This window comes from Streptomyces lasiicapitis (assembly GCF_014646335.1).
Lineage (GTDB): Bacteria > Actinomycetota > Actinomycetes > Streptomycetales > Streptomycetaceae > Streptomyces > Streptomyces lasiicapitis.
In genome coordinates this window covers 86,102-111,871 of record NZ_BMNG01000004.1, presented here as the reverse complement: position 1 = coordinate 111,871, position 25,770 = coordinate 86,102, and the positions used below count along the sequence as shown (strand labels likewise).

The following is a 25,770-nucleotide window of genomic DNA, read 5'->3' as shown; positions in this document are numbered from 1 at the left end:
CACTGCTCAGTTTCCGACCAGACGGATCGGAATACGAACAACCGGTCCCGCGCACTGCCCGACTGCGACCCCGTAGGCGTAGGGGGTGTCCAACGCCGAGGAATTTCAGCCAATTTCACGCTGCTCGAACAAGACGCCCCTGAGTTGTGCCCACGAGCCCATCGACGATCAAACCTGCAGGTCGATGGTCTCGCATACTCCATGATGCCTCATCGGCTGATCGTTTTCTTCAGGCAATGTTTATTCCCAAAGAAGTTGCGAATATTTAGACTGCTGATGCTCAACTCGGCGTGTACGAAGAGGGATTACCCACCATGAACAAGACGGCGCTGCGCGCTCTGCTCCGCGAACGACGCGCCCTCATCGCCCCCGAGGCACACGGGTTCGTCCGCACGACGGGCCAGGGCCGCCGCGCCCCCGGCCTCTCCCAGCACCAGGTCGACCAGCTCCTGCACCGCACCCTGGGCACCTACCACCGCCTGGAGTCCGGCAACTACCCGAACCCCCCGACCGCCCTCCTGCGCGACGTGGCCCGCCTGTTCGGCCTGAACGAGCAGGAATGGACCTCCTTGTGCAGGTACGCCCTGCTCCAGGACCCTCCCGGCCCCCTCCACCTCTCCTCGGGCAAGGAGGTCCCCGGCATCTGGCGGGAGGCGGTCAACGGCATCTCCCACATCGCGTACGTCACGGACGCGTCGTGGGACATGCTCACGTACAACGAGGCATGCGCCGAGGTGTTCCCCGGACGTGAGGTCCCGCTCAACATCATGCGCTGGATGGTCCTCGACCCCGCCGCCCGCGAGATCCTGCTCGACTGGGGCACGGCCTGGGCTCCCATGCTGCTGCCACAGCTGCGCGCGGCACTGGCCACGCGCCCGCAGGACGAGACCCTGCGGCAGATAGAGAAGGAAGTACTGGCCGACCCGGTGGCCGCGCCGCTGTACGGCGCGGACAAGCCCTACCCCCACCCCGACGGCGATGAGCGGCCCCTGCTGCACGCCGAGAAGGGCGAGGGCTGGGTCATCATGTGCGCGGCCCAGCCCTTGACCGCTCCGGGCGCCCGGATGATGATCCTCGTGTTTCACTCGGGAAGGGAGCGCCTGCACGCGAGAGCGCCCCTGCTCCGGGCCACGTGACGGCACTGCGGATTCCGCACCAGGAACCGGCACGACTGGACGCACGTTCGACGAGGTGCAGTACGTTTCCTAATGTCTGCCCTCCACATACGACTGCGCCGGTGGGAGCCATCTCGTGTCCGCATTTGTCCTCAGACCTCACACCGTTGTCGGTGATCACAAGGTCACGACCGTTGAGATCACCGACGACATACGGCAGCACCACGCCGAGCACCCCCGGCTCGGCGCGTTCTTGCGTGTCATCGGCAACTGCGGCGTCCAGACGCGGTTCTTCACCCGCCCCCTGGACTCCCCCACCGTGGCCGGCACGGCGGGCGTCCACGAGCGAGCCACCGCCGCCTTCGACGACGCCCTCGTCATGGCGGAGCGAGCAGCCACCGCGGCGCTCGGCTCCGCAGGCCTCGCCCCGGGGGACATCGATGCCATCGTCACCACGCACACCACCGGCTGGTCCGTGCCGAACCTGGACATCCACCTCATCGCACAGCTCGGGCTGCGCCCCACGGTGCGCCGGATCGCACTGACCACGCTGGCCTGCCCCGGCGGCACACAGGCCCTGACCCGGGCCGCCGACCTGATCGCGGTGCGGCCGGGCAGCAAGGTCCTGGTGGTGGCCGCGGAGGTCATCTCCTCCGTCTACCACCACAACGACACCGGCATAGAGGCGATGATCTACAAGGCCCTCTTCGGCGACTCCGCGGCCGCGGCCGTCGTCACCGACGAGCCCCTCGGCCCGGGCCTGGTGATCGAGGATTCGTACGAGTACGTCCTGCCGGGCAGCGTCGACCGCCAGCGCGGCCGGATCTCGGCGGACGGCTTCCACTTCGACTCCACCCGGAAGGCGCTGACCGCGGCCGACGACGTACTGCCGCATCTCCTGGAGTGGATCGGCCCGCAGAGCGCGGAGTTCGCCGTCATCCATCCGGGCAGCCCGCGCATCATCTCCGACACCGCGGCTGCCCTCGGCCTCGGTGCGGACGGCGCGCGGCACTCCACGGACACCCTCGCCAACGAGGGAAACCTGGGCGGCGTCAGCGTCCTCCGCGTCCTGGAACGCACGCACACGGCACCGCCCTCCGACGGGGCACGCGGCTACACCGTCGCGTTCGGGCCCGGCTTCACGACCGCGGCACTGCGCTGCCGCTGGCACGCCTGACGCCGACGCCACCTCGCCCGGCCGGCCCGCAACCGATCGCTCCCGCCACCTCCCGCGCGTGCTCGTCGTGCTGCCTCAAGGGCGGTCGGCGCGTGATGGCGCAACGGCCCACCTCGTACCTTCCCCCACGGCCGGCCCCGCCAGGTCGGCCTTTGCCGGGTGTTTGCGTGCGCTTGTGCGAGACCTGGTGCCGACGGCCCGCATCACTCGCGTGGCCGAGCTGTGGCCGACGCATGGCGACTCGTCCTTTCGGCCACCCCGAAACCGACCACGTGACCGATGGCGCGCCCCAGCACGCCGCGGTCAAGCTGGGCGGATGTTCTCGGCGCGAAATCCCAGGTGGTGGCTCAAGGCGGCAGGAGCCGCCGGAGTGTGCGTGCTGACGGCGGTCCTCGTCGCGAACGCGCCTGCCCGGAATCGACAGTCCCGTCCCTCGGCGCAGTACGGCGGCGCGGACCCGCGCCTCGACGCCCTCGCCCTGGCGATCGCCGTCGCCGCGTCCGCGGCGGTTCTTGTGGCGCTGCGGCGACCGGGCTCGCGGAATACGGACTCGCGAGGCGCGGTCTCACAGGGCACGGCCACGCAGCGCGCGGACTCACGAGGCGCCGACCTGTGATGCTGCACACCCTCTACCTCGTCGGCATCGCCGCCTTCGCCGCCAGTGGCGTGCTCGCCGCGCACCGCGCGCGGATGGACCCGTTCGGCGGACTCGTGCTCGCGTTCGTGGCGTCCATCTCCGGCGGCACGCTGCGTGATCTGATTCTCGACCGGCACCCGCTGTACTGGACGCACGACTGGGTGCTGCTCACCGTCGTCGCCTGCACGGGTGCGGGCACGATGTTGTATCTGCGCCACCGCGAACTGCCGCAGCGGTCGCTGATGGTGGTGGACGCGGTCGGTCTGTCCGTGGTGACGGTGATGGGTGCGCAGGCCGCCATCGACGCGCGGGTGACACCGCTTGCCGTCGTCATCCTCGCCGTGCTCACGGGCGTCACCGGCGAGGTCGTGCGCGATGTGCTGTGCGGCCAGTTCCCGCCGCTGCTGCTGCGCGAGGAGGTGTACGCGACCGCGGCCCTGGCGGGCGCCCTGTGCTACCTCGGCCTGCACCACGCGGGCGCGTCCCCGACCGCGACCACGGTCACGTCCGCCGGGCTCGTGCTCGCCCTGCGCCTCGCCGCGATCACCAAGTCCCTGCACCTGCCGCCGCTCACCCGAGCCGCGGACAGGCGGTAATTCCGTTGCCCCACCCGCACACCGCTGCTGAAGTGACCTCCATGGATCACTCAGCGGTGCTCGCGGCGTACGACCGGCAGATGCGGCGGAACCTGGATGCGGACGGGCCGGACGGGCCGGGCGTGCTCATCGAGCGGGCAGGCGGTGTCGTACGGCGCATGGGCGCCGCGCACGACTGGAACTGCGTCCTCTGGTCGGAGCTCGACGAAAGCACCGCGGACGAGGCCATCGCTGCCCAGGTGCGCCACTTCACCGCCCTCGGCGTGGAGTTCGAGTGGAAGGCGTACTCCCACGATCTGCCCGCCGACCTGCCCGCACGCCTCCTCGCGGCCGGCTTCACGCCCGAGCCCGCCGAGACGCTGATGGTCGCGGCCGTCGCCGAACTGCCCCTGGACACGGCCCCGCCCGAGGGCGTCCGGCTGCTCCCGGTCACGGACGCGGACGGCGTACGGCTCATGGTCGACGTACACGAACAGGCCTTCGGCACGGACGGCACCGCGCTCGGCCGGCAGATCCTCGACCAGCTCACCACGGCGCCGGAGACGCTCGACGCGGTCGTGGCCATGGCGGGCGACGTGCCGATCAGCTCGGCGCGCCTGGAGTTCCGGCCGGGCACGGACTTCGCCGGGCTGTGGGGCGGCGGCACGGTGGCGGAGTGGCGCGGCCGGGGTGTGTACCGCTCGCTGATCGCCTACCGCGCCCGCATCGCCGAGGCCCGTGGCGTGCCCTACCTCCAGGTCGACGCGTCCGACCAGAGCCGCCCGATCCTGCGGCGGCTCGGCTTCGCGGAGCTGGGCACGACCACGCCGTACATCTACCGACCGCCGCTCAGCCCAGGAGTTTGATGATCGCGTCCGTGGTGTCCGTCTCGCCGAGCCGCGGGAAGATCCTCTCCACGCTGTTGCGGTGCGTCCGTTCGTCGAGGTCGGTCACCGCGTCGACGGCGATCGTGACGTGGTAGCCGTGCTCATGGGCGGCGCGTGCCGTGGACTCCACGCCGATGGACGTCGCGATGCCGCCGATGACGACCTGTGTGACGCCGCGGCGGCGTAGCTGGAGGTCGAGGTCGGTGCCGTAGAAGGCGCCCCACTGGTGCTTGGTGACGACGATGTCGCTGTCCCGCCGGTTCAGCTCGGGCCGCAGCTCGGCCCAGTCGGCGGGCACTTCACCGCGTCCCCGTAGCTCTCCCTCGGTGCGTCCGGGGGCGCCGCCGACCACGTGCACCAGGACGACGGGAAGCCCTTTCGCGCGGAAGGCCTCGGCGAGCCGGGCGCCCCGCTCGACGATCTGCTCGGACGGGTGGACGGACGGCAGTGCGGTGATGCCCTTCTGGAGGTCGACGAGGACGAGGGCGGTCTTCGGGTCGAGGGTGGTGGCGGTCATGGTGGTGCCTTTCGGTCGTGCCTGCGCGAGGGGCGAGTTCAGTGCGTGGAGGCCGGGCTCACTTGCGCACCAGCCGTTCCAACAGCCGTACGGCGTCGGCCAGTCGGTCGCGCTCGCGCTCGTCCAGTTCGTCCGCGATGGCCGCGGCGAGCCAGTCGTTCTTGGCGGCGCGCATCTCGGCAAGCACGGCGCGCCCCTGGTCGGTGACCGACATGAGGGACTGCCGCCCGTCGCTCGGATCGGGTGACCGGGCCACGAGCCCCTGCGCCTCCAGGGCGCCGACGGTCAGCCGCATCGACTGCGGCTTCACCAGCTCGGCGCGGGCCAGCGCCGCCGTGGTGGCCGGGGCCTCGGCGAGCCGGGCGAGCGCGGAGCGCTGCGAGGCGGTGAGACCGGTGTCCGGCGCCGCGGACCGCATCCGGCGCACGACGTGCCGCACGGCGACCGTCAGCTCGGCGGCGAGGCGCTCGGGCGCCGCGGACGCACGTTTTCCAGCGGATTCGGCCATGGCACCACGGTAAGAGGTAGGCAGGCAACCTTGCAAGTTTGCCTGCCTACCTCTCGCTCGGCAGAGCCCACCGCGGGCGCCAGGACCGGGCGCCAGGACCGGGCGCCAGGAAGCGGGCACCAGGAAGTGCCCGTCAGGAATTCGGCGGCGTCTCGTCCGGGAAGATCTTCGTCACGACCTTGCCGTCCTTCGTCAGATAGCCGTGCAGCATCCCCGGGCTGCTGTGCGGGGCGTCGAACTCCCCGTTGGGCGCCAGCGCGATCACCCCGCCGTCGCCGCCGAGCCCCGGCAGCCGCTTGACGATCACTTCGTACGCGGCGGTCGCGACGCCGACCCCCTTGAACTCCATGAGGTTGGAGATCGTCGAGGTGGCCGCGCCCCGGATGAACACCTCACCCGCCCCGGTGGCGCTCGCGGCGACGGTGCTGTTCTTCGCGTACGTCCCCGAGCCGATCAGCGGCGAGTCACCGATGCGGCCGGGCAGCTTGTTGGTCATGCCGCCGGTGGAGGTGGCGGCCGCCAGGTCACGCCTGCCGTCGACGGCGACCGCGCCGACCGTCCCCTTGGACTGCGCGTCGGCGACGGCCGCAGGCGAGTCGGCACTCCCCTTGCGGCCACCCTTTCCGCCCCGCTCCGCCTCCTTGGCCGCCATCAGCGCGTCCCACCGAGCCTGCGTCCAGTAGTAGTCCTGAGTCACCGTCTTCAGCCCGTGCCGCGCCCCGAAGTCGTCGGCGCCCTCGCCCGAGAGCAGCACGTGCGGGGACTTGTCCATGACCGCGCGGGCGCCCGCGACGGGGTTGCGCAGGCTCTTCACGCCCGCCATCGCACCCGCCTTCAGGTCCGAGCCGCGCATGATCGAAGCGTCCAGTTCATGGCCCGCGTCCGCGGTGAACACGGCGCCCTTGCCCGCGTTGAACAGCGGGTTGTCCTCAAGGCGCTGTACGGCGGCCTGGACGGCGTCCACGCTGGAGCCGCCCTTGTCGAGGACCTTCTGCCCGGCCTTCAGGGCTTCGGCGAGCCCGCCCCGGTACGCCTTCTCGCGCTCCGGAGTCGTCTTGTCCCGGTCGAGCGCGGTCCCGGCCCCGCCGTGCACGGCGAGCACCACGTCCCGCGCATCGGGCTTGCCCTTCCCCGCGGGCCGCTCCCCGTGCGCGGCGGGCGCCGTGCGGCCGTCCGGATCCCTGCCCTCCCCACCGGGAACGAGGACCACGGTCGCGGTCACCGCCGCGGCGGTGGCGAGGGCGGGAATCAGCCAGGTCAGGGGGCGTCTGCGCATCGGCACTCCTCAGCAGGCGGAACGCGGGCGTCCACGGTAATGGCATGGCCATGGCGTCTACCAGTACGCGTCGTCCGCCCCTACCATCACCCCGTCACCTGTCCGACGCGCGTCCAACTCCCGTACCGGAAAGGGCACTTCATGGGGGAACACGTCACCCGCAGGGACCTCATCCGCCTCGCCGGCACCACCGCCGTGACGGCCGCATTCGCCGGCGCGGGCCTGGGCACCACGCACCCCGCCCGCGCCGTCCAGCCGCTCGCCCTCCCCGCGTCCCGCGCCTTCGACCTCGCCGACCCCTCGGACCCCGTGTTCATGCACCGGCCCACGTGGTGCCCGACCGTCATGCAGTGCGCGGGCTACGACCACCTCAACAAGCACTGGTACGTCGCGCAGGTCATGTACAACCCGGACGACGGGGTGCCGTACGCGACCCGCCTCAAGGAGGGCGACATCGCGATCACCAAGCTGAGCGCGGACGGCGCGACGAAGATCGGGCGCATGTATCTGCGCGGGTTCGGGCACGGCGCGCAGATCGGCGTCGAGCCGACCGCCGCGGGCGCGCCGCCGTACCTGTGGATCGAGTACGCCTCCGAGGCGCCGGACGGCAGGACCGGCTTCGGCACGAAGGTGTGCCGCGTCAAGTACCTGGGCCCGCCCGCCAGTCAGCCGCCGCGCAGCTTCCACTGGGACAGCGCGGCCGACCGCGCGGCGATGGACTTCAAGGACCGCACGCCCGACCCGGCGAAGCTGCCCGGCGCGGGCGCGACGCTGTCCGCGCCGCGCCCGGTCGTCGACATCCACCACCGCCGGCTCCTGGTCCGCTTCAACCGGGGCGGCGGTCTGCAGTGCGCCGTCTGGGACCTGGACGCGGCCGTCGCCGCGCCCCTGGGCGCCCCGCTGGCCCACCGCGCGGACCTCTACAAGCCGCCGGTGGCGCAGGGCTTCTGCCTGTACGGCTCGTACCTGTACATGTACGAGGGCGAGGCGTACAAGAACGGCGGCCCCGGCAACGCCGACGACACCGGCAACACATACATCACCCGTGTCGACCTCAACACCGGAGTCACCGAGCGGGCGTTGACGCGCGCCCTGAAGAGCCTGACGTTCCGCGAGCCGGAGGGCATGAACGTCATGCTCGTGCCGGACGCGGCCGGACCCGGCGGCTACCGCGCCCGCCTGACGTTCGGCTTCGCGTCCGGCGCGGAGGGCGCGCGGCGCTGCAACATCGCGTACAAGGACAAGCTCGTGTGAGCGCGGGACGGGGTGCGGCTCGGCAGATCGGCAGCCCCCGAGTCAGCGGATCGGCATCCCCGAGAGCGTACGGGCGATGACCAGGCGCTGGATCTCGCTGGTGCCCTCGAAGATGGTGTAGATCGCGGCGTCCCGGTGCATGCGCTCCACCGGGTACTCGCGGGTGAAGCCGTTGCCGCCGAGGATCTGGATCGCCTGGGCGGTGACCTTCTTGGCGGTCTCGCTGGCGAACAGCTTGGACATCGAGCCCTCGGCCGACTCGAACTTCTTGCCCGTGGTGGCCATCCAGGAGGCGCGCCACACGAGCAGCCTGGCCGCGTCGATCTGCGTACGCATGTCGGCGAGCTGGAAGGCGACGCCCTGGTTGTCGATGATGGGGCGGCCGAACTGCGTACGCGTCTTGGCGTACTCCAGTGCCTCTTCGTACGCGGCGCGGGCCGTGCCCACCGCCATCGCGCCGACCGCCGGGCGGGACGCCTCGAAGGTCGCCATGGCGGCGTTCTTCAGGCGCTCGCCACCGGTCTTCGCGCGCTCACGCGCGCGTGCCAGGCGCTCGTCCAGCTTGTCCTTGCCGCCGAGCAGGCAGGAGCCGGGGACGCGCACGTCCTCCAGGACGACCTCGGCGGTGTGCGAGGCGCGGATGCCGTGCTTCTTGAACTTCTGGCCCTGGGACAGGCCGGGGGTGCCCGGCGGCACGATGAAGGACGCGTGGCCCTTGGAGCCGAGCTCGGGGTCGACGACCGCGACGACGACGTGGACGCCCGCGATGCCGCCGTTGGTCGCCCAGGTCTTGGTGCCGTCGAGGACCCACTCGTCCTTGGCCTCGTCGTAGACGGCGCGCGTGCGCATGGAGGCCACGTCGGAGCCCGCGTCGGGCTCGGAGGAGCAGAAGGCGGCGACCTTCACGTCGTTCACGTCGCCGTACATCTGCGGGATCCAGGTGCCGATCTGTTCCTCGGTGCCGTTGGCGAGGACGCCGACGGCGGCGAGGCCGGTGCCGACGATGGACAGGGCTATGCCCGCGTCGCCCCAGAAGAGCTCCTCCATCGCCATGGGTATCCCGAGCCCGGTCGGGTCGAAGAACTGCTGGGCGTAGAAGTCCAGGGAGTAGATGCCGACCTTCGCGGCCTCCTGGATCACCGGCCAGGGCGTCTCCTCGCGCTCGTCCCACTCGGCCGCCGCGGGGCGGATCACATCGGCGGCGAACCCGTGGAGCCAGTCCCGGACCTCCCGCTGCTCGTCGTTGAGCTCCATGGTGAACTCGGCCATGACCCCTCCAGGACTGCGGAACCCTGCTACGTTACTTGCGGTAACTGGAGTCTGTTACCGGCCGGTAGCCGATGTCAACTCCCGGCAGCCCGTTCGATGCGCACCCCGGCGCGAGTGTTACGTTGCGCGTGCGTCACGCAATCGCATCGGGCGGAGAGAGCACTTCATGGAGACCACGCAGCGGACCGATCAGCAACGGTCCGCCGAGCAACGGCGGCGCGAACTGCTCGAGGCGGCCGACCGCGTCGTGCTCCGCGACGGACCCGGTGCCTCGATGAACGCCATCGCCGCCGAGGCGGGCATCACCAAGCCCATTCTGTACCGCCACTTCGGCGACAAGGGAGGGCTGTACGCGGCCCTCGCCAAGCGGCACACGGACGCGCTGCTCGCCGCGCTGCGCGCGGCCCTGGACGCCCCCGCCGAACGCAGGGAGCGCGTGGAGGCCACGCTCGACACCTACCTCGCGGCGATCGAGGCCCGCCCCCAGGTCTACCGCTTCCTGATGCATCCGTCGGAGGCCAGCCAGACCGGCGACCAGACCGGCGAGGGCGGCTTCGACGTCGGCCTGCACTCCGTTCCCCTGCTGCGCAGGCTCGGCGAGGAGCTGGCCGAGGTCATCGAGGAGCGCGTCGACCTCGGCCCGGACAGCACCCAGCTCGCGCGCGTGTGGGGCCACGGCATCGTCGGCATGATGCACGCGGCCGGCGACTGGTGGCTCGGCGAACGGCCCTGCTCCCGCGCCGAATTGGTGCGCAGCCTGGCCGACCTGCTGTGGGGCCGGCTCGCGGCGGCGGGCAACCGCCTGGGCGGGCCCGGGTTCTGAGGTCCGGCCCCCGGTCCCTCCCCTGACGGTTCAGGCGGGGGCGGCCCAAGGCGCCCGCGCCGCCTGCCGCAGCACCCGCCGACGGCGCCACCCGGTGACGTGATCGGTGTACACCCCGCCCTCCAGGTGGTCGTACTCGTGCTGGAGGCAGCGGGCGAAGAACCCGGTGCCGTGCACCCGCACCGGCTCCCCGCGCAGCGTGACGCCCTCAAGGACGGCGTGGTCGAAGCGCGGGGTCGCCGCCTCCAGACCCGGCAGCGACAGACAGCTCTCAGGACCGCGCACGCTCACCCCGTCCACGTCCACCAGACGCGGGTTCACCAGGTGCCCGAGGTGACGTACGTCCTCGTCGTCCGGGCAGTCGTACACGAACACCCGCAGGCCCGTGCCGACCTGATTGGCGGCCAGGCCCACGCCGTTCGCCGCGTACATCGTGGCGTACATGTCCTCGACGAGGGCGGCCAGTTGGGGACCGAAGTCGGTCACCTCCTCGCAGGGGGTGTGCAGCACGGGGTCACCGAGCAGGGTCAGGGGTCGTACGCGCCCTGAGGCGCCCGGGATAGAGCCGTGTCGCATGGCGGCAAGAGTACGGTCAGGGGACAGCCGCGCCGTCCACAGGTGCCGTGCCGGGTGCCGTGATTCGGGCTTGTCAGTCGATCTCGATAGGCTGGCCCGACACGATGCCGGGCAGGCGCGGCGCCGTACGCAAGGAGGATCCAGACTGATGGCAGGACACCCTGGCAGTGCAGACCCGCTGTCGCCGCGGGCCAAGCTGGCCGTGACGGCGGGCAAGGCGGCCGCGGCGGTGTCGCGCGCGGCGGGCCGCGGCAGCGGTTCGGTGATCGGCGGCAAGGTGGCCCTCAGGCTCGACCCGGAGCTTCTGGGCCGGCTCGCCACGCACCTGGACGTGGTGCTGGTCTCGGCCACGAACGGCAAGACGACCACGACGCGGCTCATCGCCGAGGCCCTGGGCGCCGCCGGCCCGGTCGTCTCCAACGCGCTCGGCGCGAACATGCCTGCCGGCATCACCTCCGCGCTCGCGGGCGGCTCCGAGGCCCGGTTCGGCGTGATCGAGGTCGACGAGAAGTACCTCGCGGGTGTGGCCCGTGACGTAGACCCCAAGGCGATCGCGCTGCTCAACCTCTCGCGCGACCAGCTCGACCGCGCCGGTGAGACCCGCATGCTCGCCGAGAAGTGGCGCGAGGGCCTGGCGGGTTCCAAGGCCGTCGTCATCGCCAACGCCGACGACCCGCTGGTCGTGTGGGCCGCCTCCTCCTCGCCGAACGTGGTGTGGGTGGCCGCGGGCCAGGAGTGGAAGGACGACGCCTGGTCGTGCCCGGCGTGCGGCGGCGTGATGCAGCGCCCCGGCGACGACTGGTTCTGCGGCGAGTGCGGCTTCCGCCGCCCCGCGCCGAGCTGGGCCCTGTCCGGGGACTACGTGCTCGACCCGCACGGCTCGGCCTGGCCGATCCACCTCCAGCTCCCGGGCCGGGCGAACAAGGCGAACGCCGCCTCCTCGGCCGCCGTCGCCGCCGTCTTCGGCGTGCCCCCGCAGGTCGCCCTGGAGCGGATGTACCAGGTGCAGGCCGTCGCGGGCCGCTATGACGTCGTCCAGTTCCAGGGCCGTGACCTGCGGCTGCTGCTCGCGAAGAACCCGGCGGGCTGGCTCGAAACGTTTTCGCTGATCGACCCGGCCCCGGCGCCTGTGGTCCTGTCGGTGAACGCCCGCGGCGCCGACGGCACGGACACCTCCTGGCTGTGGGACGTCGACTACACCCGCCTCGCCGGCCGCCCGATCTTCGTGCTCGGCGACCGCAAGCTGGACCTCGCCGTCCGCCTGGAGGTCGCGGGCCTCGACTTCCGCGTGTGCGAGACGCTCGACGAGGCCGTGCAGATCGCCCCGCCCGGCCGCATCGAGACGATCGCGAACTACACCGCGTTCCAGGACCTGCGCCGCCGCGTCGGCAACTGAGCCGTCCGGACTCCCCCGCACTTCGAGAGCTTCGTAGGGACCAATGAGCATGAGCGACAACAGCCTGCGTCTGGTGTGGGTCTACCCGGACCTGCTGAGCACGTACGGCGACCAGGGCAACGCCCTCGTCGTCGAGCGCCGCGCCCAACAGCGCGGCCTCCAGGTCGAGCGGTACGACGTCCGCAGCGACCAGCCGGTGCCCACCTCCGGCGACATCTATCTGATCGGCGGCGGCGAGGACCGCCCGCAGCGCCTGGCCTCCGAGCGGCTGCGCCGCGACGGCGGCCTGCAGCGGGCCGTCGGCAACGGCGCCATCGTCTTCTCGGTGTGCGCGGGCTACCAGATCCTCGGCAACGAGTTCATCAACGACCTCGGCCAGCGCGAGCCCGGCCTCGGCCTGCTCGACGTGGTGTCCACCCGCGGCGAGGGCGAGCGCTGCGTCGGCGACGTGCTCGGCGACATCGACCCGCAGCTCGGCCTGCCCGAGCTGACCGGCTTCGAGAACCACCAGGGCATCACGCACATCGGCCCGGGCTCGCGCCCCTTCGCCCGCGTCCGCCTCGGCAAGGGCAACGGCACGGGCGACGGCACCGAAGGCGCGTACAACGGCACGGTCTTCGGTACGTACATGCACGGCCCCGTGCTCGCCCGCAACCCGCTCATCGCGGACCTGCTCCTGAAGCTGGCCCTCGATGTGAACGCGCTGCCGCCGACGGACGACCGCTGGTACGAGGCGCTGCGCGGCGAGCGCATCGCGGCCGCCCAGCAGCCTGCGTAACGCCTCCGGCGACGGGGCGGCTGGAATCGCTGAATCCAGCCCGCCCCGAGCCGCTGTCCACTGAGTGGGCGGACTCTGCGTGGGCGGACCTCGCGCCGGTAGGGTGAACGCTGATCCAGCCGGACGACGTGGTCCGGGATTCGGTCCACGTAGCGAAGGTTTCCGGGCTATGCGCATTGGTGTCCTGACTTCCGGGGGCGACTGCCCCGGCCTGAACGCCGTCATCCGTTCGGTCGTCCACCGTGCCGTCGCCGACCACGGCGACGAGGTCATCGGCTTCCACGACGGCTGGAAGGGCCTGCTCGAATGCGACTACCGCAAGCTGGACCTGGACGCGGTGGGCGGCATCCTGGCGCGCGGCGGCACGATCCTCGGCTCCTCGCGGGTACAGCCCGCCCACCTGCGTGACGGCGTCGAACGCGCCAAGGGCCACGTCGCCGACCTCGGCCTCGACGCGATCATCCCGATCGGCGGCGAGGGCACGCTGAAGGCCGCCCGGCTCCTGTCGGACGCGGGCCTGCCGATCGTCGGCGTACCGAAGACCATCGACAACGACATCGCGGTCACGGACGTGACGTTCGGCTTCGACACGGCCGTCGGCGTGGCCACCGAAGCCCTCGACCGCCTGAAGACCACCGCCGAGTCGCACCAGCGCGTCCTGATCGTCGAGGTCATGGGCCGGCACACCGGCTGGATCGCGCTGCACTCCGGCATGGCGGCCGGCGCGCACGCCATCGTCGTACCGGAACGGCCCTTCGACATCGAGGAGTTGGCGAAGAAGGTCGGCGCGCGGTTCGAGGCGGGCAAGAAGTTCGCCATCGTCGTGGCCGCAGAGGGCGCCAAGCCCCGCGAGGGCAGCATGGCGTTCGACGAGGGCGTCAAGGACGTCTACGGCCACGAGCGGTTCGCCGGCATCGCACGGCAGCTCTCCCTCGAACTGGAGCAGCGCCTCGGCAAGGAGGCCCGCCCGGTGATCCTCGGCCACGTGCAGCGCGGCGGCACCCCCACCGCGTACGACCGCGTGCTCGCGACCCGTTTCGGCTGGCACGCCGTGGAGGCCGTGCATCGCGGCGAGTTCGGCCGGATGACGGCGCTGCGCGGCACGGACATCGTGATGGTGCCCCTGGCCGAGGCCGTCGAGACGCTGAAGACCGTGCCCGACGAGCGGTACGAGGAAGCGGAGTGCGTGCTCTGAGCCAGCCGCATGCTGTGAGCCAGTAGCCCGCGTTTCAAGTACTCGCCCCCGGTCGCAAGCGCGGCCGGGGGCGGTTCTACTCTGGTGCGGACACACAGCGCACAATCTGCACGAAACAGGAGCCAGCGGATGGATCACAGCGGGCACGGCATGCATGGCATGAACATGGATCTGCCGCCGTTCACGCTGGGGCGCGGGCTCGAGCCCTCGGCCGACCCCTTCTTCCTCATCGGCTGCCTGGTGGCCCTCGCCCTGTACGGGTGGGGGGTCGCGCGTCTGGTGCGGCGCGGCGACAAGTGGCCGGTCGGCCGCACGATCTCGTTCGTCGTCGGCGTCCTGACCATCCTCCTTGTGATGTGCACCAAGCTGAACGACTACGGCATGGTCCTGTTCAGCGTGCACATGGTGCAGCACATGATCATCAGCATGCTCTCGCCGATCCTGCTGCTCCTGGGCGCGCCGATCACGCTGGCGCTGCGGGCGCTGCCGGTCGCGGGCCGCGGCCGCAAGGGCCCGCGCGAGCTGCTCCTTGCGCTGCTGCACAGCCGCTACGTACGGATCATCACGCACCCCGCGTTCACGATCCCGCTGTTCATCGCGAGCCTGTACGCGCTGTACTTCACGCCGCTCTTCGACACCCTGATGGGCTCCAAGGCCGGGCACATCGGCATGATGGTGCACTTCCTCGCCGTCGGCCTGGTGTTCTTCTGGCCGATCATGGGCGTGGACCCGGGCCCGCACCGCCCCGGCCACCTGATGCGGATGCTGGAGCTCTTCGCCGGAATGCCGTTCCACGCGTTCTTCGGCATCGCCCTGATGATGGCGTCCGAGCCCATGATCGACACGTACAAGAACCCCCCGGCCTCGCTCGGCGTCGACGCGCTCGCCGACCAGAACGCGGCCGGCGGCATCGCCTGGGCGTTCAGCGAGGTCCCCTCGGTACTCGTGCTGCTCGCCCTGCTCTACCAGTGGTACCGCTCCGACCAGCGCGAAGGCCGCCGCAAGGACCGTGCCGCCGACCGCGACGGGGACAAGGAGCTGGAGGCGTACAACGCCTATCTGGCATCACTGGCGACGCGCGGACGCTAGCGGCAATGCCGCATCGCGGGTGAGGATGGCCTCAGGCCACGGTCACGGCGCTCCGGTAACCGGACGCCCGACCTGCGTTTGAGGAGGCAGGGCGATGCCTGGTTCTACGAAGACGATGGGCGGCTTCACCATCGGGGGTCTGGTGATGGTGACCGCCTACACGGTGGCGCTCGGGAGCAACGGCTGGCTGTGGTTCGGCTGGGTGGTGCTGGGGCTGCTGACGGTGGCGATGGTGTTCTCGCGGCCTACGTGAGGTGGGGGCCGCGGGGCCTCCGGCGAGGGGTTCCGACTCAGAAACGGAAGACGTTCCCGGTCCCCGACCCCATCTCGCAGGCGTTGCCGTACGTCTTGTGCCAGGCCACGGGCCTGCCCCGGAACTCCCCGGTCGCGCTCACCGTGACGGGGGCGTACTCCCTGGTGCACAGGCGCGGCTCGCCCGCCAGCTTGCCGAAGTCGCCGCCCGCCGCGTCCAGCTCCGCGCAGGCGCGCGCCGCGTGCGGGTGGTGGCCGTCGGGCTCGGGCACGCACCGCAGCACGACGCCCCGGATCCAGGTGTTCTCGTCGCCCGAAATCGTCAGGAAGACCCCGCGCTGGCGGGACGGCGCGTCGATTCCGGGCGCCGCGGCGACGGGCGCGGCGGCCGCGGCGAGTGCGAGCAGGGCGGCCGATGTGACGGTGAGCGAGCGCATGGGACCTCCGGAGGCAGCGACGGACGCCGGTCACGGACGGTGGCGTCAGGGACGTCGGGCACCGGTCAGAGCACCCCGCGGCACCCCGCCCGGCAAGCCGCCGCGCCGGTCACTCCCCCGTACGGGTCGGGCGCCTCCCTCGTACGGATTCACGCCCCGGACCTCGCGTCGCACGATCCACAAGACCCGAACGGGCTCTCGCGCATGCGCCGTCGATTGACTACTGTGCGTCGGCACCACCCCCGGGGGAAGGCGGCGCCCGCATGTTCTACCTACTGCTGAAGTACGTGATCCTCGGGCCACTGCTCCGGCTGATGTTCCGCCCCAGAATCGAAGGCCTGGAGCACATTCCGGAGCACGGAGCGGCGATCGTCGCCGGGAACCACCTGTCGTTCTCCGATCACTTCCTGATGCCCGCGATCATCAGGCGGCGCATCACGTTCCTGGCGAAGGCCGAGTACTTCACCGGGCCCGGCATCAGGGGGCGGCTCACGGCCGCGTTCTTCCGCAGCGCCGGGCAGATCCCGGTGGACCGCTCCGGCAAGGAGGCCGGCCAGGCCGCGATCCGCGAAGGCCTCGGCGTGCTGCGCAAGGGCGAGCTGCTCGGCATCTACCCCGAGGGCACCCGCTCGCACGACGGACGCCTCTACAAGGGCAAGGTCGGGGTCGCCGCGATGGCGCTGCGGGCGCATGTGCCGGTGGTGCCGTGCGCGATGATCGGCACGTTCGAGGCGCAGCCGCCCGGGAAGGTCGTGCCGCGCTTCCGGCGGGTGACGATCCGCTTCGGGGAGCCGCTGGAGTTCTCGCGCTACGAGGGCATGGACGGCGAGAAGGCGGTCCTGCGCGCGGTCACGGACGAGATCATGTACGCGATCCTCGGCCTGTCCGGCCAGGAGTACGTGGACAAGTACGCGGCCGTCGTGAAGGCGGAGGAGGCGGAGCAGCGCGCCGCGGAGAGCCGCCGTTCCTTACCGGACCGGAAGTTCCCGAGGATGCCGCTGAGCTGAGCATTCCGCGTACCGCCGCGCCTATGATCCAGTGATCGATCTGTTCGACCACCGGGCGGGGGACGCCTGGCCGGCACGGCGGGAGGCCCAAGTGACCGAGCACGCGCAGTACACGAAGCTCATCGGACTGCTGGAGGAGCGAGGCGCGGAGTACCGCGTCATCGAACACGCTCCGGAGGGCGCCACGGAGGCGGTGAGCGCACTGCGCGGCAATGAGCTCGCGCAGGCCGCGAAGTGCATCGTGGTGATGGTGAAGCTCGACAAGAAGACGAAGCGGTACGTCCTCGCCGTCGTGCCCGGGGACCGGCGCGTGGACCTGAACGCGCTCAAGGCCCTGCTCGGCGGGGTGTACGCGGGCTTCGCCACGCAGGAGGTCGCGGAGCGGCTCTCGGGGAGCGTGAGCGGCACGATCCTGCCATTCTCGTTCGACCCCGACCTCGAACTGGTCGTGGATCCCGCGCTCCTGGCCCACGGGGAACTGTTCTTCAACGCGGCGCGCCTGGACCGCTCCCTTGCGCTGCGGACCGCGGACTACCGGGAGATCGCCCAGCCGAGGCTGGAAGCGATCTCCCAGTAACTATCCGGTGGCCGTAGCTGCAGCCGTGGCAGTGACTACGGCTTGGGCGTGGCGTGCGGGGTGCACGTCACGTCCCGGCTGTCCACCTTGCCGGTGAGCAGGTAGGTGTCGACGCGCTCGTTGAGGCAGGGGTTCACCAGGTTGGTGATGCCGTGCGAGCCCGCGTCCTTCTCCGTGATCAGACGGGAACCCTTGAGCCGCTTGTGCAGCTCGACCCCGCCCGGGTACGGCGTGGCGGCGTCACGCGTGGCCTGGGCGATCAGCGTGGGCGGCAGGCCCTTGCCGGTCTTGACCTCGACGGGCTTGTGCTGCTTGCTCGGCCAGGTCGCGCACGGCAGGTTCATCCAGGCGTTGGCCCAGGTCATGAACGGGTGGTCCTTGTGGATCCGGGTGTTGTCCCGGTCCCACTTCTTCCAGCTGGTGGGCCACTTGGCATCGGCGCACTCGACGGCGGTGTAGACGGCGTTGCCGTTCTCCGACGACTTGTTGCCTGCCACGTCGGACAGGTCGGGGCTCGCGGCCTCGATCAGCGGCTTCGGGTCACCGGCGACGTACTTGCTCCAGTTGGTCGCGATGGAGACCCAGGTGGAGTCGTAGTACGGCGCGTTCTGGAAGTACGAGACCAGCTCGGCCGGGCCGACGACACCGTTCAACGGCTTCGCCTTGGCCGTCGCCCGCAGCTTCTCCCACTGCGCGCGCACCTCCTTGTAGGTGGCGCCGAGGTGGAAGGTGGCGTCGTACTTGGCGACCCACTCCATCCAGTCCTTCAGGCGGACCTCGAAGGCGACGTCCTGGTCGAGGTTGGCCTCGTACCAGATCTTGTCCCTCGACGGATTGACGACCGAGTCGAAGACCATCCGGCGCACGTGCGACGGGTAGAGCGTCGCGTACACGGCACCGAGGTAGGTCCCGTACGACACACCCAGGAAGTTGAGCTTCTTCTCACCGAGCGCGGCACGGATGACGTCCAGGTCACGGGCGGTGTTGGGCGTCGTCATGTGCGGCAGCATCCAGCCGCTGCGCTCCTTGCAGCCGTCCGCGTACTTGGCGGCGAGCTTGCGCTGGGCGCGCTTGTCGGCGGCGGAGTCCGGGACCGGGTCGAGCTTGGGGGCCTTCACGAACTCCTGTGGGTCGACGCAGGAGATGGGCGCGGAGTGGCCGACGCCACGCGGCTCGAAGCCCACGAAGTCGTAGGCCTTGGCGGTCTTCTCCCACAGCTTGTTGTTGGTCGTGACACGCGTGGGGAACCGCAGACCGGAGGCACCGGGCCCACCGGGGTTGTAGAGCAGCGCACCCTGCCGCTCCTTCTTGCTCCCCGTATTACCGATCCGGTCCACCGCGAGCTTGATCTGCTTGCCGTGCGGCTTGGCGTAGTCGAGCGGGACGGTGACCCACCCGCACTGGATCGGCTTGGCGATGCCCCAGTCCTCGGGACAGTCCTTCCAGTCGATGCCCTTCTTGGCGGCGCGCCGGGCTGCGACGGCGGCACCCGCCGCTTCCCGGTCCTTGCCGGCCGCGGCGTGGGCACTGCCACTCCCGCTCCGGCTGCTGTCCTGCCCGGCCTGGGCGTCGGCGCTCGCGGACGGCGCGGCAAGCGCCCCCGCTATCAGCGTCGCCGCGACGAGTGTGCCCGCGGACCCGAACGTCACCGTCCGTCTGGTCCGCGTGGTCATCGGGGTACGACTCAAGTGGGGCCTCCCGCACATCGATTCGGTCGTTCGCTCGGTACGGGGATACTTCCGTCTGCATGGTCCCTGACAACAGACGTGTCGGACGATTTTTACCAATCCGATAAACGGATCGGTTTGTACCGGTGAGCGGCGATGGCAGGCCGGAGGCCCGGTCCCCTTGAGGGGATCGGGCCTCCGGCCTTGGGTGCGTGTCTTGCTGTGTGACTACGGCTCCGGTGGAAGCACGAAGTTGCCGTCAGGGGCGGCGGCGTGGCCTGAAGCGGCCTCGGCCGCCGTCGCGGTGGTCTCGGCGGTCGCCGGTGGCCGTCGGTCCGGCCGGGGTGTCCGGCTTCGGCGGGACCGGCGGCGCGGGGGTCCGCATGGTCGCCCGGGGGCGGCCGTAGTGGAAGGACGCGATGCGTTCGTTGTGCTGTGTGTTGAGTCGGTGGATGAGGAGCACTCCGAGGGCGGTCAGCGCCAGGAGCGCGATCACGGTCACGACGGTCTCCATCGTCCTCACATCCTCTGCGGTCGCTGCGGTGTCGTGGCGGCCGGATCGCGGGCCTCATGGCCTCCTTCGGAGGCCCAGGCCTCCTCCACGGCCCGGTCGTTCTCCGCGACCGTCCGCCGTCGCGCGGCTTCCGCCATCAACCGGCTCGCGGTCGACGTTCCCAATGGGTCGCTCGCGGCGGCCATCAGCCAGACAGCCGAGTCGGGAGGCGTCTGCGGCGGGATCACCAGCAGATTCCAGCGGCCCGCGCGGTAGGAGAGGAGCATCAGCTCGTGGGGGTCCTGCTCGTCCCGGTACCAACCGACTTTCACCACATGCCCGGCGACGGGCACCTTGTGCGGCACGACGGGCCAGTGGACGGGATTCACGGTGACCCGGGTGATGCGCCCCCACAACGGGTCGAGTGCCGCCGTCAGCGTGGGGAGTTCCATGCTGAGGTCGCGGGATTGGGGCCACCAGGCGCCGTCCAGCAGCGAAGGCTGGGGACCGACGGGAGCGAGCGAAAGGCGGAGAGGTGGCGAAGAGGGCCAGGAGCCGGCGGGGGAAGGCGGCGCGGTCGGCCTGGCCTCGAGGGTCTGCGGGAAGGAGATGGTCGCAGTCATGACGCGAACCCTGCCCCGGGCCGACTACCACCGGCCCGGCGTATTCGATCGCCGAAAACGACACAAGCATGGCGGCCGGTGCGCGAAATATCCTCGGTAGTTCGAGGGTACTCCTCGGAGGGGGCTAACGGGCCGTGGTGCTCCCGTCGTTCCCCTGGCCCCCCGGGTAGGGGCCACGTTCCCGTACGCCTCGTGGTGCTAGTGGTCCGGCCGCGGGTCTTCCGTCGCCCCCGTACGCGTCCGGTCGGTGCCGGTGTCGATGAGGATCTGTTCGGCCTCGGCGAGGTTGTCGGCGCGGACGGCCGACGCCATCGCGGCGCGGGCGGCGTCGGGCGTCGCGTGCGGCGGGACCACGAGCAGGGAGAAGTGGTCCTGGTCGCCCCGGGTGACGAGGACGGTGTCGTCACCGACCGGCGAGAAGTCGAGGTGCACGACACGGCCCTCGACGACCAGTCGGGCCGGGGCCTCCTCCCAGGCATCGGAGTCCAGACCCACCCGCGTGACCGGCCCGAGGTGTTCGGTAAGCGCGGTGATCAGACCGGGAAGCTCGGCGTCGATGTCGCGGGAACGCGGCCACCACGCCCCGTCGAGGATCCCCCGGCGCTCGTGTGTCGTCTCCAGGCGCAGGAGGGCGGTGCCGGGCCTGACGGCCGTGTGGATGGCGTCCGGCAGCAGCTTCGCCGCGCGTGGGGGGTCGGAGTCGGACATCGTGTTCGCCTGTCTGCGAGGATCTTCCTCATTTCGAGGATCTTCCTCATTTCACGGTACTCCTCGCTCCGGCCCGGGCAGGGCAGGGCGGTCAGCTGTCGTCTCCCACCGCCGCGGCCATGAGCGGCTCGGCCGCGCTCCGCGGGGTGTCGGGCGGTACGACGAGGAGGTCCCACCTGCCCCGGTTCGGGGCGAGCAGGCAGACCGTGTGCGGGGCGGACGCGACGGTGGACCTGCGCAGGCGCACCACCTGGTTGAAGACCAGCATCCGGCCCGGAGTCGTGGCCCAGGTCGCCCCGTTGACCGTGACGCTGCTGATGTGCCCCCAGGCCCTGGGCAGTCCGGCGAGCAGCCGCGGGAGTTCCGCGAGCAGGTCGTACGAGTGGGGCCACCAAGCGCCGTCGATGTGCTGTGGCAGGCCGCCACCGGGCGCGAGACGCAGGCGGAGCAGAGGGAGTGCGGAGTGGGCGGATTGCGCGGAGTGGGCGGGGTGTGCGGAGTGGGCGGGGAGCAAGGGTTGCAGTGCGGCGGTCATGGCGTCTCCTGTGGACTGTCGTGCGGTGGGTGGGGGTGACGGGTCGACCGGGTTCACGTACGGCGGTGCCGCGTTCACGCACGGCGGGCGGTGACCCGGTCGGGTGTCGGCCAGCGCACGTCGTACACCCACCCGACGCGTTCGAGGAGACGGATGAACGCGGCGGACGGATCGATCTGGCCGCGGTCGACGCCGTGCCGGGCGCTGGTGGGGTCGGCGTGGTGGAGGTTGTGCCAGCTCTCGCCGAAGGAGAGCAGGGCCAGCGGCCACAGGTTGGTGGCCCGGTCGTGCCGCCGGGTACGGAAGGGGCGCCTGCCGATCATGTGGCACAGCGAGTTCACGCTCCACGTCACGTGGTGCAGCAGCGCGATACGCACAAGTCCCGCCCACAGCAAGGCAGTCAGGGCACGCTGCCACGTACCGCCGATGGCCCAGCCGGCCGCGAACGGCAGCGCGAGGGTGAGGGCGCACAGGGCAGGGAAGGCGCGCGAGACGGCACGGATGTCGCGGTCCGCGAGCAGGTCGGGGGCGTAACGCCCGGCGGACGTGGGCTCGTTGCGGAAGAGCCAGCCGACGTGCGCGTGCGCGAGGCCGCGCAACTGGCCGCGCAGATGCGTGCCGTAGCGGTACGGGGAGTGCGGGTCGCCGGGCCGGTCGGTGAAGGCATGGTGGCGGCGGTGCGTGGCGACCCAGCCGATGACGTCGCCCTGGAAGCTCAGCGAACCGGCCACGGCGAGTGCGACGCGCACGGGACGCACGGCCCGGTAGCCGCCGTGCGTGAGTCCGCGATGGAAGCCGACGGTGACGCCGAGTCCGGTGACGACGTACAACGCGAGGGCCAGCAGGACGTCGGCGGGATGGATGAGACTCCCCCACAGCAGCCAGCCGGCCAGGCCGAGGCCCAGGAACGGGGCGACGACGATCGCCGCGGTGACGGTCACGTACAGGCGATCACTGATGCCGCGTGGGGCGGCCGGTGCGTCGGCGTCCGCTTCGACGGGGAACGGCCCCGCTCCGTCATATCCCTGGGACGGCTGGGCAACGCTCGGCGGCGCCGCGACCTCCGCGGGGCGCGCGGCCTCCGACGTGGGGGAACTGCGCATCATGGACGACACGATGGGGACTCCTTGACCTCGGTGCGGGTGGCGCGGCCGGGGTCACGGGCTGCCCCTGTACGGACGACGGGTGGTGTACTGCCGGGTGGCGGACCGCGGCAGACGGGACGGTCAGACCGCCTCGCGCGGATGCGTACGGTCGGTGGGCCGCCTGCTGGTCTCGATCCACGGCCGGTGCGGGCGCGCGCTGTACGAGGGATCGGCGGCGTACGAAGGATCAGCGGCGTACGAGGGATCGGTGACGTACGAGTGATCCAGGGGGTACGAGGGATCCAGGGGGTACGAGGGATCCAGGGTCAGGTGCAGGCGCGTGTGCGTGCCCTCGGGGCCCGCCGGGTAGCTGCGGCCTTCGTCGCAGGCGAAGAACCGGCGCAGCGCGTCGGCGACCCGCCGTGCCGCTTCCGGGGACGTGGTGACGATGCGGACCTCGGCGCGCTCGGGCAGTGGAGGGGTTTCGGCGGTCATAAGGCGGAACCTGCCTCCGAGCGCGCGGCACCCGGTGTCGTGGAGCCACGAGGCCGAGACCGGCCTGAACGCCGGTATACGAAAGGTCCTCGCTTCCTTCACCGTACTCCTGCGGCACTCCGGCGTGGCCGGAATGGGGCCGATCCGCGCCGCACGGCCGTGGCCCGCGGCCGCCGAACCCACGACACCGCACGGCTCACCCGGGCACCGCGTGCCGCACAACGCGCCCCCACATCGACACGTACTGCCGCCACAGCGGTCCGGTGACGTACGGGACGTCGTGCTCCTCGCAGAGGTCCCGCACCCGTGGGGCCAGTTCGGCGTAGCGGTTGCTGGGGAGGTCGGGGAAGAGGTGGTGTTCGATCTGATGGCCCAGGTTGCCGGACAGGATGTGGAGCAGCGGGCCGCCCTCGAAGTCGGCCGAGCCCTGGATCTGCCGCAGGTACCAGGCGCCGCGGGTCTCCCCCTCGATGTCCGCCTCCGTGAACGTCCTGACCTCGCCGGGGAAGTGACCGCAGAAGATCACCGTGTGCGCCCAGACGTTGCGCAGGGCGTTCGCGGTGAGGTTGCCAAGGAGGCAGGGCAGCGCGGAAGGGCCCGCGAGGAGCGGGAAGAGGACGTAGTCCTTGGCCGCCTGCCGTGCCCCCTTGCGGAGCAGCCGCCCGATCTCGCCGAGCAGGCTCCGTACGCTCTTGCGGCCGGCGGTCACGGCGTCCGCCTCCAGGTCGTACAGGGCTATGCCCCATTCGAAGACGGGCGCGAGCAGGGCTGCGTACAGCGGTTGCAGGAGGTACGCCGGGTGCCAGGGCTGTTCGGGGCTCATGCGCAGGACGGTGTAGCCGAGGTCGCGGTCGCGGCCCACGACGTTCGTGTACGTGTGGTGCAGGTGGTTGTGGGTGTGTTTCCACGCGTCTGCGGGGGTGAGGAAGTCCCACTCCCAGGTCGTGGAGTGGACGGCCGGGTCGCCCATCCAGTCCCACTGGCCGTGCAGGATGTTGTGGCCCAGCTCCATGTTCTCCAGGACCTTGGCGGTGGTGAGCATCGCGGTGCCCGCGAGCCAGGCGGGTGGCAGGAGGGAGACGGCCAGGGCGATGCGGCCGCCCGCCTCCAGACCGCGCTGGACGGCGATCACCGTGTGGATGTACCGGGCGTCCCTGGCTCCGCGCCTGGCGACGATCTCGGCGCGGAGGCGGTCGAGTTCGGCGCCGAAGTCGTCGGTCCAGGGCGGTGGTTCGAGGGGAGGCGCCGCCTTCATCGGGTTCGGGGGCGGCTGGTCTGTGACGGTTGAGGTCACGGATGCTCCTTGAGGGGTCGGGCGGAGAGGCGCGCGCTCAGCGGTCGAGTACGAGGGTGCCGACCGCGGCCTGGACGCAGGTCTGGATCAACTCGCCTTGCGCATCGTGCACTTCGCCGGTTCGCAGGTCGCGTACGCGTCCGTGGAGCAGGGGCACGAGGCAGCCGAAGCAGATGCCTCGGCGGCACCCGTACGGCATGGGCACGCCCGCGCGCTCGCCGGTCACCAGGAGGGGGACGGACGCGGGTGAAGCGACCTCGACTCCGGTGCGCGCGAACCGTACCCGACCGCCTGAGTCGTCGGCGAGGGTGAGTGGGGCAGCAGTCGGTGCGGTGAGGTGGAAGCGCTCCACGTGCAGGCTGCCTGCGCGCGGGCCCTCCGTGCCGCCCGGCCGTTGCCCGTCGGATCGTTGCCCGTCAGGCCGTTCTCCGCCCCGCCGCTCCGCCTCCCAGTGCTCACGCAGTACGGCGAGCAGACCCTCAGGGCCGCAGGCCCACGTCTCGCGGGAGCGCCAGTCCGGGCAGAGCAGGGCGATGTCCCGGGCGGTGATCCGGGCGGCGGTGCGCGTATATCGCAGGTGGAGGCGCAGCCACGTCAACTGGCCTGCCATGTGGGTCAGTTCGGCACGGAACAGGCACTCGTCCGGTGCGGGCGCGCTGTGCAGCAGTACGACGTCGGGGGCCGGCCGGTCGCGACGGAGAACGATCGTACGCAGCATCCCCATGACAGGCGTGATGCCACTGCCCGCCGTCACGAACAGGAGCCGGTCGGGGGTCGCTTCGGGCTCGGGGAACACGAACTCCCCCTGTGCGGGCCCGAGTCGGAGGATGGTGCCGGGTGGCGTGCGGTGTACCAGGTGCGGTGACACCTTGCCGCGGGGGTCCGCCTTGACGGTGATGGTCACCTCGCCGTCCGGTGCACCCGCGGCGGACGTGAGGGAGTACGTGCGCCAGTGCCGTACGCCGTCCAACTCCACGCCCACCGGCAGGTATTGACCGGCCCGGTGGCCGCCGTACCACCCGCGGCCCGGCCGGATCACCAGCGTGGCGGCGTCCGCGGTCTCGGGCCGCACGGCGGTCACCACGCCCGCGGGGTGCCGTGCGGAGAGCAGCGGATCGACGAGGCCGAGGAAGTCGTCCGGGGTGAGGGGTGTGGTCAGCGGGGTCGTCAGAGTGCTCAGGGCTGAGAGGAGGCGTGTGCCGAAGCGGCCGGGGAGGCCCCAGGGCGGCGACTGCGGACGAGGCGCGAAGACAGGCATGCGTACGTGCCCTTCCGGGGGACTCCAGGGCGGGCTTCCGCCAGCGAACCACGTCGGGGTGCCGGGTACAGGGGCGACGGGAGGCGTTCCCGCCAGTAGTGCCGTCGCCACGGCCTGGCAGGACACCCAGGGGAGGACGGCAGTCGACGGCGGCGGGGGCCGCAGGCTGGCACGACGGCGAGGGCCCGCGGGTCTGCGTGCGGTTCTGATTGGCCGGATCGAGTCGACGCGCCTCGCGGGGGTGTGTATGCAGTCCCGGAACCCGGT

29 protein-coding genes are annotated in these 25,770 nt (G+C 71.2%); 14 read left to right on the top strand and 15 right to left on the bottom strand.

The features are described 5' to 3' along the window. The first annotated feature begins 314 nt into the window (after nt 1–314). The 5 genes from IEY91_RS09105 to IEY91_RS09085 all read left to right on the top strand — a co-directional run bounded on the left by IEY91_RS09105 (nt 315) and on the right by IEY91_RS09085 (nt 4,370). Entirely contained in the window at nt 315–1,136 is an 822-nt protein-coding gene (locus tag IEY91_RS09105; RefSeq protein WP_164326686.1) for an MmyB family transcriptional regulator, read from the top strand. Nucleotides 1,137–1,251: 115 nt separating this feature from the next. Continuing rightward, complete coding sequence (locus IEY91_RS09100) at nt 1,252–2,292, top strand: beta-ketoacyl-[acyl-carrier-protein] synthase family protein (RefSeq protein ID WP_164326685.1); 1,041 nt, start codon at nt 1,252–1,254, stop codon at nt 2,290–2,292. 316 nt (nt 2,293–2,608) lie between these two features. Continuing rightward, nucleotides 2,609–2,908, top strand: a complete 300-nt coding sequence (locus IEY91_RS09095) for a hypothetical protein (RefSeq protein ID WP_189173561.1) — start codon at nt 2,609–2,611, stop codon at nt 2,906–2,908. After that, nucleotides 2,908–3,525, top strand: coding sequence for a trimeric intracellular cation channel family protein (locus IEY91_RS09090; protein ID WP_164326683.1), 618 nt, complete (start codon nt 2,908–2,910; stop codon nt 3,523–3,525). The genes IEY91_RS09095 and IEY91_RS09090 overlap by 1 nt, the downstream gene beginning before the upstream one ends. A 41-nt stretch (nt 3,526–3,566) precedes the next feature. Then, the gene (locus IEY91_RS09085; protein ID WP_189173560.1) at nt 3,567–4,370 is read left to right on the top strand and encodes a GNAT family N-acetyltransferase; all 804 of its coding nucleotides are present in this window, start codon (nt 3,567–3,569) and stop codon (nt 4,368–4,370) included. Here IEY91_RS09085 and IEY91_RS09080 read toward each other — a convergent pair. The 3 genes from IEY91_RS09080 to IEY91_RS09070 form a co-directional block, all read right to left on the bottom strand. Continuing rightward, a complete protein-coding gene (locus tag IEY91_RS09080) occupies nt 4,354–4,908 on the bottom strand; it encodes an isochorismatase family protein (protein WP_189173559.1) in 555 nt (184 codons plus the stop codon). The two genes, IEY91_RS09085 and IEY91_RS09080, sit on opposite strands and share 17 nt — an antisense overlap. Before the next feature lie 58 nt (nt 4,909–4,966). After that, nucleotides 4,967–5,416: a MarR family winged helix-turn-helix transcriptional regulator gene (locus tag IEY91_RS09075; protein ID WP_189173558.1), complete on the bottom strand. Its 450-nt coding sequence runs from the start codon at nt 5,414–5,416 to the stop codon at nt 4,967–4,969. Nucleotides 5,417–5,549: 133 nt separating this feature from the next. Continuing rightward, nucleotides 5,550–6,692 carry an isoaspartyl peptidase/L-asparaginase family protein gene (locus IEY91_RS09070; RefSeq protein ID WP_189173557.1) on the bottom strand — a complete coding sequence of 381 codons (1,143 nt, stop codon included), beginning with the start codon at nt 6,690–6,692 and terminating at the stop codon, nt 5,550–5,552. Nucleotides 6,693–6,833: 141 nt separating this feature from the next. On the opposite strand from IEY91_RS09070, the gene IEY91_RS09065 reads away from it, so the two are divergent. Continuing rightward, nucleotides 6,834–7,946, top strand: a complete 1,113-nt coding sequence (locus tag IEY91_RS09065; protein WP_189173556.1) for a hypothetical protein — start codon at nt 6,834–6,836, stop codon at nt 7,944–7,946. A gap of 42 nt (nt 7,947–7,988) precedes the next feature. On the opposite strand, the gene IEY91_RS09060 is transcribed toward IEY91_RS09065, so the two are convergent. Next, nucleotides 7,989–9,215: an acyl-CoA dehydrogenase family protein gene (locus tag IEY91_RS09060; protein ID WP_164326677.1), complete on the bottom strand. Its 1,227-nt coding sequence runs from the start codon at nt 9,213–9,215 to the stop codon at nt 7,989–7,991. Nucleotides 9,216–9,381: 166 nt separating this feature from the next. Here IEY91_RS09060 and IEY91_RS09055 point away from each other — a divergent pair, with 166 nt between their 5' ends. Next, entirely contained in the window at nt 9,382–10,038 is a 657-nt protein-coding gene (locus IEY91_RS09055) for a TetR/AcrR family transcriptional regulator (protein WP_164326676.1), read from the top strand. A 30-nt stretch (nt 10,039–10,068) separates the two neighbouring features. Here the strand turns inward: IEY91_RS09055 and def are convergent, their stop codons facing one another. Beyond that, nucleotides 10,069–10,614, bottom strand: a complete 546-nt coding sequence (def, locus tag IEY91_RS09050) for a peptide deformylase (protein ID WP_189173555.1) — start codon at nt 10,612–10,614, stop codon at nt 10,069–10,071. A 148-nt stretch (nt 10,615–10,762) separates the two neighbouring features. Here def and IEY91_RS09045 point away from each other — a divergent pair, with 148 nt between their 5' ends. The 5 genes from IEY91_RS09045 (at nt 10,763) to IEY91_RS09025 (ending at nt 15,325) form a co-directional block, all read left to right on the top strand. After that, a complete protein-coding gene (locus tag IEY91_RS09045) occupies nt 10,763–12,010 on the top strand; it encodes a Mur ligase family protein (protein WP_164326674.1) in 1,248 nt (415 codons plus the stop codon). A gap of 49 nt (nt 12,011–12,059) precedes the next feature. After that, a complete protein-coding gene (locus tag IEY91_RS09040) occupies nt 12,060–12,788 on the top strand; it encodes a type 1 glutamine amidotransferase (RefSeq protein WP_164326673.1) in 729 nt (242 codons plus the stop codon). Nucleotides 12,789–12,957: 169 nt separating this feature from the next. Further along, entirely contained in the window at nt 12,958–13,983 is a 1,026-nt protein-coding gene (locus tag IEY91_RS09035; RefSeq protein WP_164326672.1) for a 6-phosphofructokinase, read from the top strand. 129 nt (nt 13,984–14,112) lie between these two features. After that, nucleotides 14,113–15,072 carry a cytochrome c oxidase assembly protein gene (locus tag IEY91_RS09030; protein WP_164326671.1) on the top strand — a complete coding sequence of 320 codons (960 nt, stop codon included), beginning with the start codon at nt 14,113–14,115 and terminating at the stop codon, nt 15,070–15,072. A gap of 94 nt (nt 15,073–15,166) precedes the next feature. Continuing rightward, the gene (locus IEY91_RS09025; RefSeq protein WP_189173554.1) at nt 15,167–15,325 is read left to right on the top strand and encodes a hypothetical protein; all 159 of its coding nucleotides are present in this window, start codon (nt 15,167–15,169) and stop codon (nt 15,323–15,325) included. Nucleotides 15,326–15,362: 37 nt separating this feature from the next. On the opposite strand, the gene IEY91_RS09020 is transcribed toward IEY91_RS09025, so the two are convergent. After that, entirely contained in the window at nt 15,363–15,761 is a 399-nt protein-coding gene (locus IEY91_RS09020) for a subtilase-type protease inhibitor (protein WP_189173553.1), read from the bottom strand. 263 nt (nt 15,762–16,024) lie between these two features. On the opposite strand from IEY91_RS09020, the gene IEY91_RS09015 reads away from it, so the two are divergent. Continuing rightward, entirely contained in the window at nt 16,025–16,768 is a 744-nt protein-coding gene (locus tag IEY91_RS09015; RefSeq protein WP_189173552.1) for a lysophospholipid acyltransferase family protein, read from the top strand. Between the two features lie 91 nt (nt 16,769–16,859). Further along, on the top strand, nt 16,860–17,345 hold the full coding sequence (locus tag IEY91_RS09010) for a YbaK/EbsC family protein (protein ID WP_164326668.1): 486 nt from the start codon (nt 16,860–16,862) through the stop codon (nt 17,343–17,345). Between the two features lie 35 nt (nt 17,346–17,380). Here IEY91_RS09010 and IEY91_RS09005 read toward each other — a convergent pair whose 3' ends face one another. The 9 genes from IEY91_RS09005 to IEY91_RS08965 form a co-directional block, all read right to left on the bottom strand. After that, nucleotides 17,381–19,018 (bottom strand): alpha/beta hydrolase, encoded by a 1,638-nt coding sequence (locus IEY91_RS09005; protein ID WP_189173551.1) that lies wholly within the window; start codon nt 19,016–19,018, stop codon nt 17,381–17,383. A gap of 253 nt (nt 19,019–19,271) precedes the next feature. Continuing rightward, nucleotides 19,272–19,526 carry a hypothetical protein gene (locus IEY91_RS09000; RefSeq protein WP_164326667.1) on the bottom strand — a complete coding sequence of 85 codons (255 nt, stop codon included), beginning with the start codon at nt 19,524–19,526 and terminating at the stop codon, nt 19,272–19,274. Nucleotides 19,527–19,531: 5 nt separating this feature from the next. Next, the gene (locus IEY91_RS08995) at nt 19,532–20,128 is read right to left on the bottom strand and encodes a DUF5994 family protein (RefSeq protein ID WP_164326666.1); all 597 of its coding nucleotides are present in this window, start codon (nt 20,126–20,128) and stop codon (nt 19,532–19,534) included. A gap of 198 nt (nt 20,129–20,326) precedes the next feature. After that, nucleotides 20,327–20,836: a DUF5994 family protein gene (locus IEY91_RS08990; RefSeq protein WP_189173550.1), complete on the bottom strand. Its 510-nt coding sequence runs from the start codon at nt 20,834–20,836 to the stop codon at nt 20,327–20,329. A gap of 91 nt (nt 20,837–20,927) precedes the next feature. After that, nucleotides 20,928–21,371, bottom strand: a complete 444-nt coding sequence (locus tag IEY91_RS08985; protein WP_189173549.1) for a DUF5994 family protein — start codon at nt 21,369–21,371, stop codon at nt 20,928–20,930. A 74-nt stretch (nt 21,372–21,445) separates the two neighbouring features. After that, nucleotides 21,446–22,477, bottom strand: a complete 1,032-nt coding sequence (locus IEY91_RS08980; protein WP_229696871.1) for an acyl-CoA desaturase — start codon at nt 22,475–22,477, stop codon at nt 21,446–21,448. Nucleotides 22,478–22,597: 120 nt separating this feature from the next. Then, complete coding sequence (locus IEY91_RS42480) at nt 22,598–22,951, bottom strand: hypothetical protein (protein WP_189173548.1); 354 nt, start codon at nt 22,949–22,951, stop codon at nt 22,598–22,600. Nucleotides 22,952–23,147: 196 nt separating this feature from the next. Further along, nucleotides 23,148–24,206, bottom strand: a complete 1,059-nt coding sequence (locus IEY91_RS08970; RefSeq protein WP_189173845.1) for a fatty acid desaturase family protein — start codon at nt 24,204–24,206, stop codon at nt 23,148–23,150. Between the two features lie 76 nt (nt 24,207–24,282). Next, the gene (locus IEY91_RS08965; RefSeq protein WP_189173547.1) at nt 24,283–25,503 is read right to left on the bottom strand and encodes a ferredoxin reductase; all 1,221 of its coding nucleotides are present in this window, start codon (nt 25,501–25,503) and stop codon (nt 24,283–24,285) included. Nucleotides 25,504–25,770 lie beyond the last annotated feature (267 nt).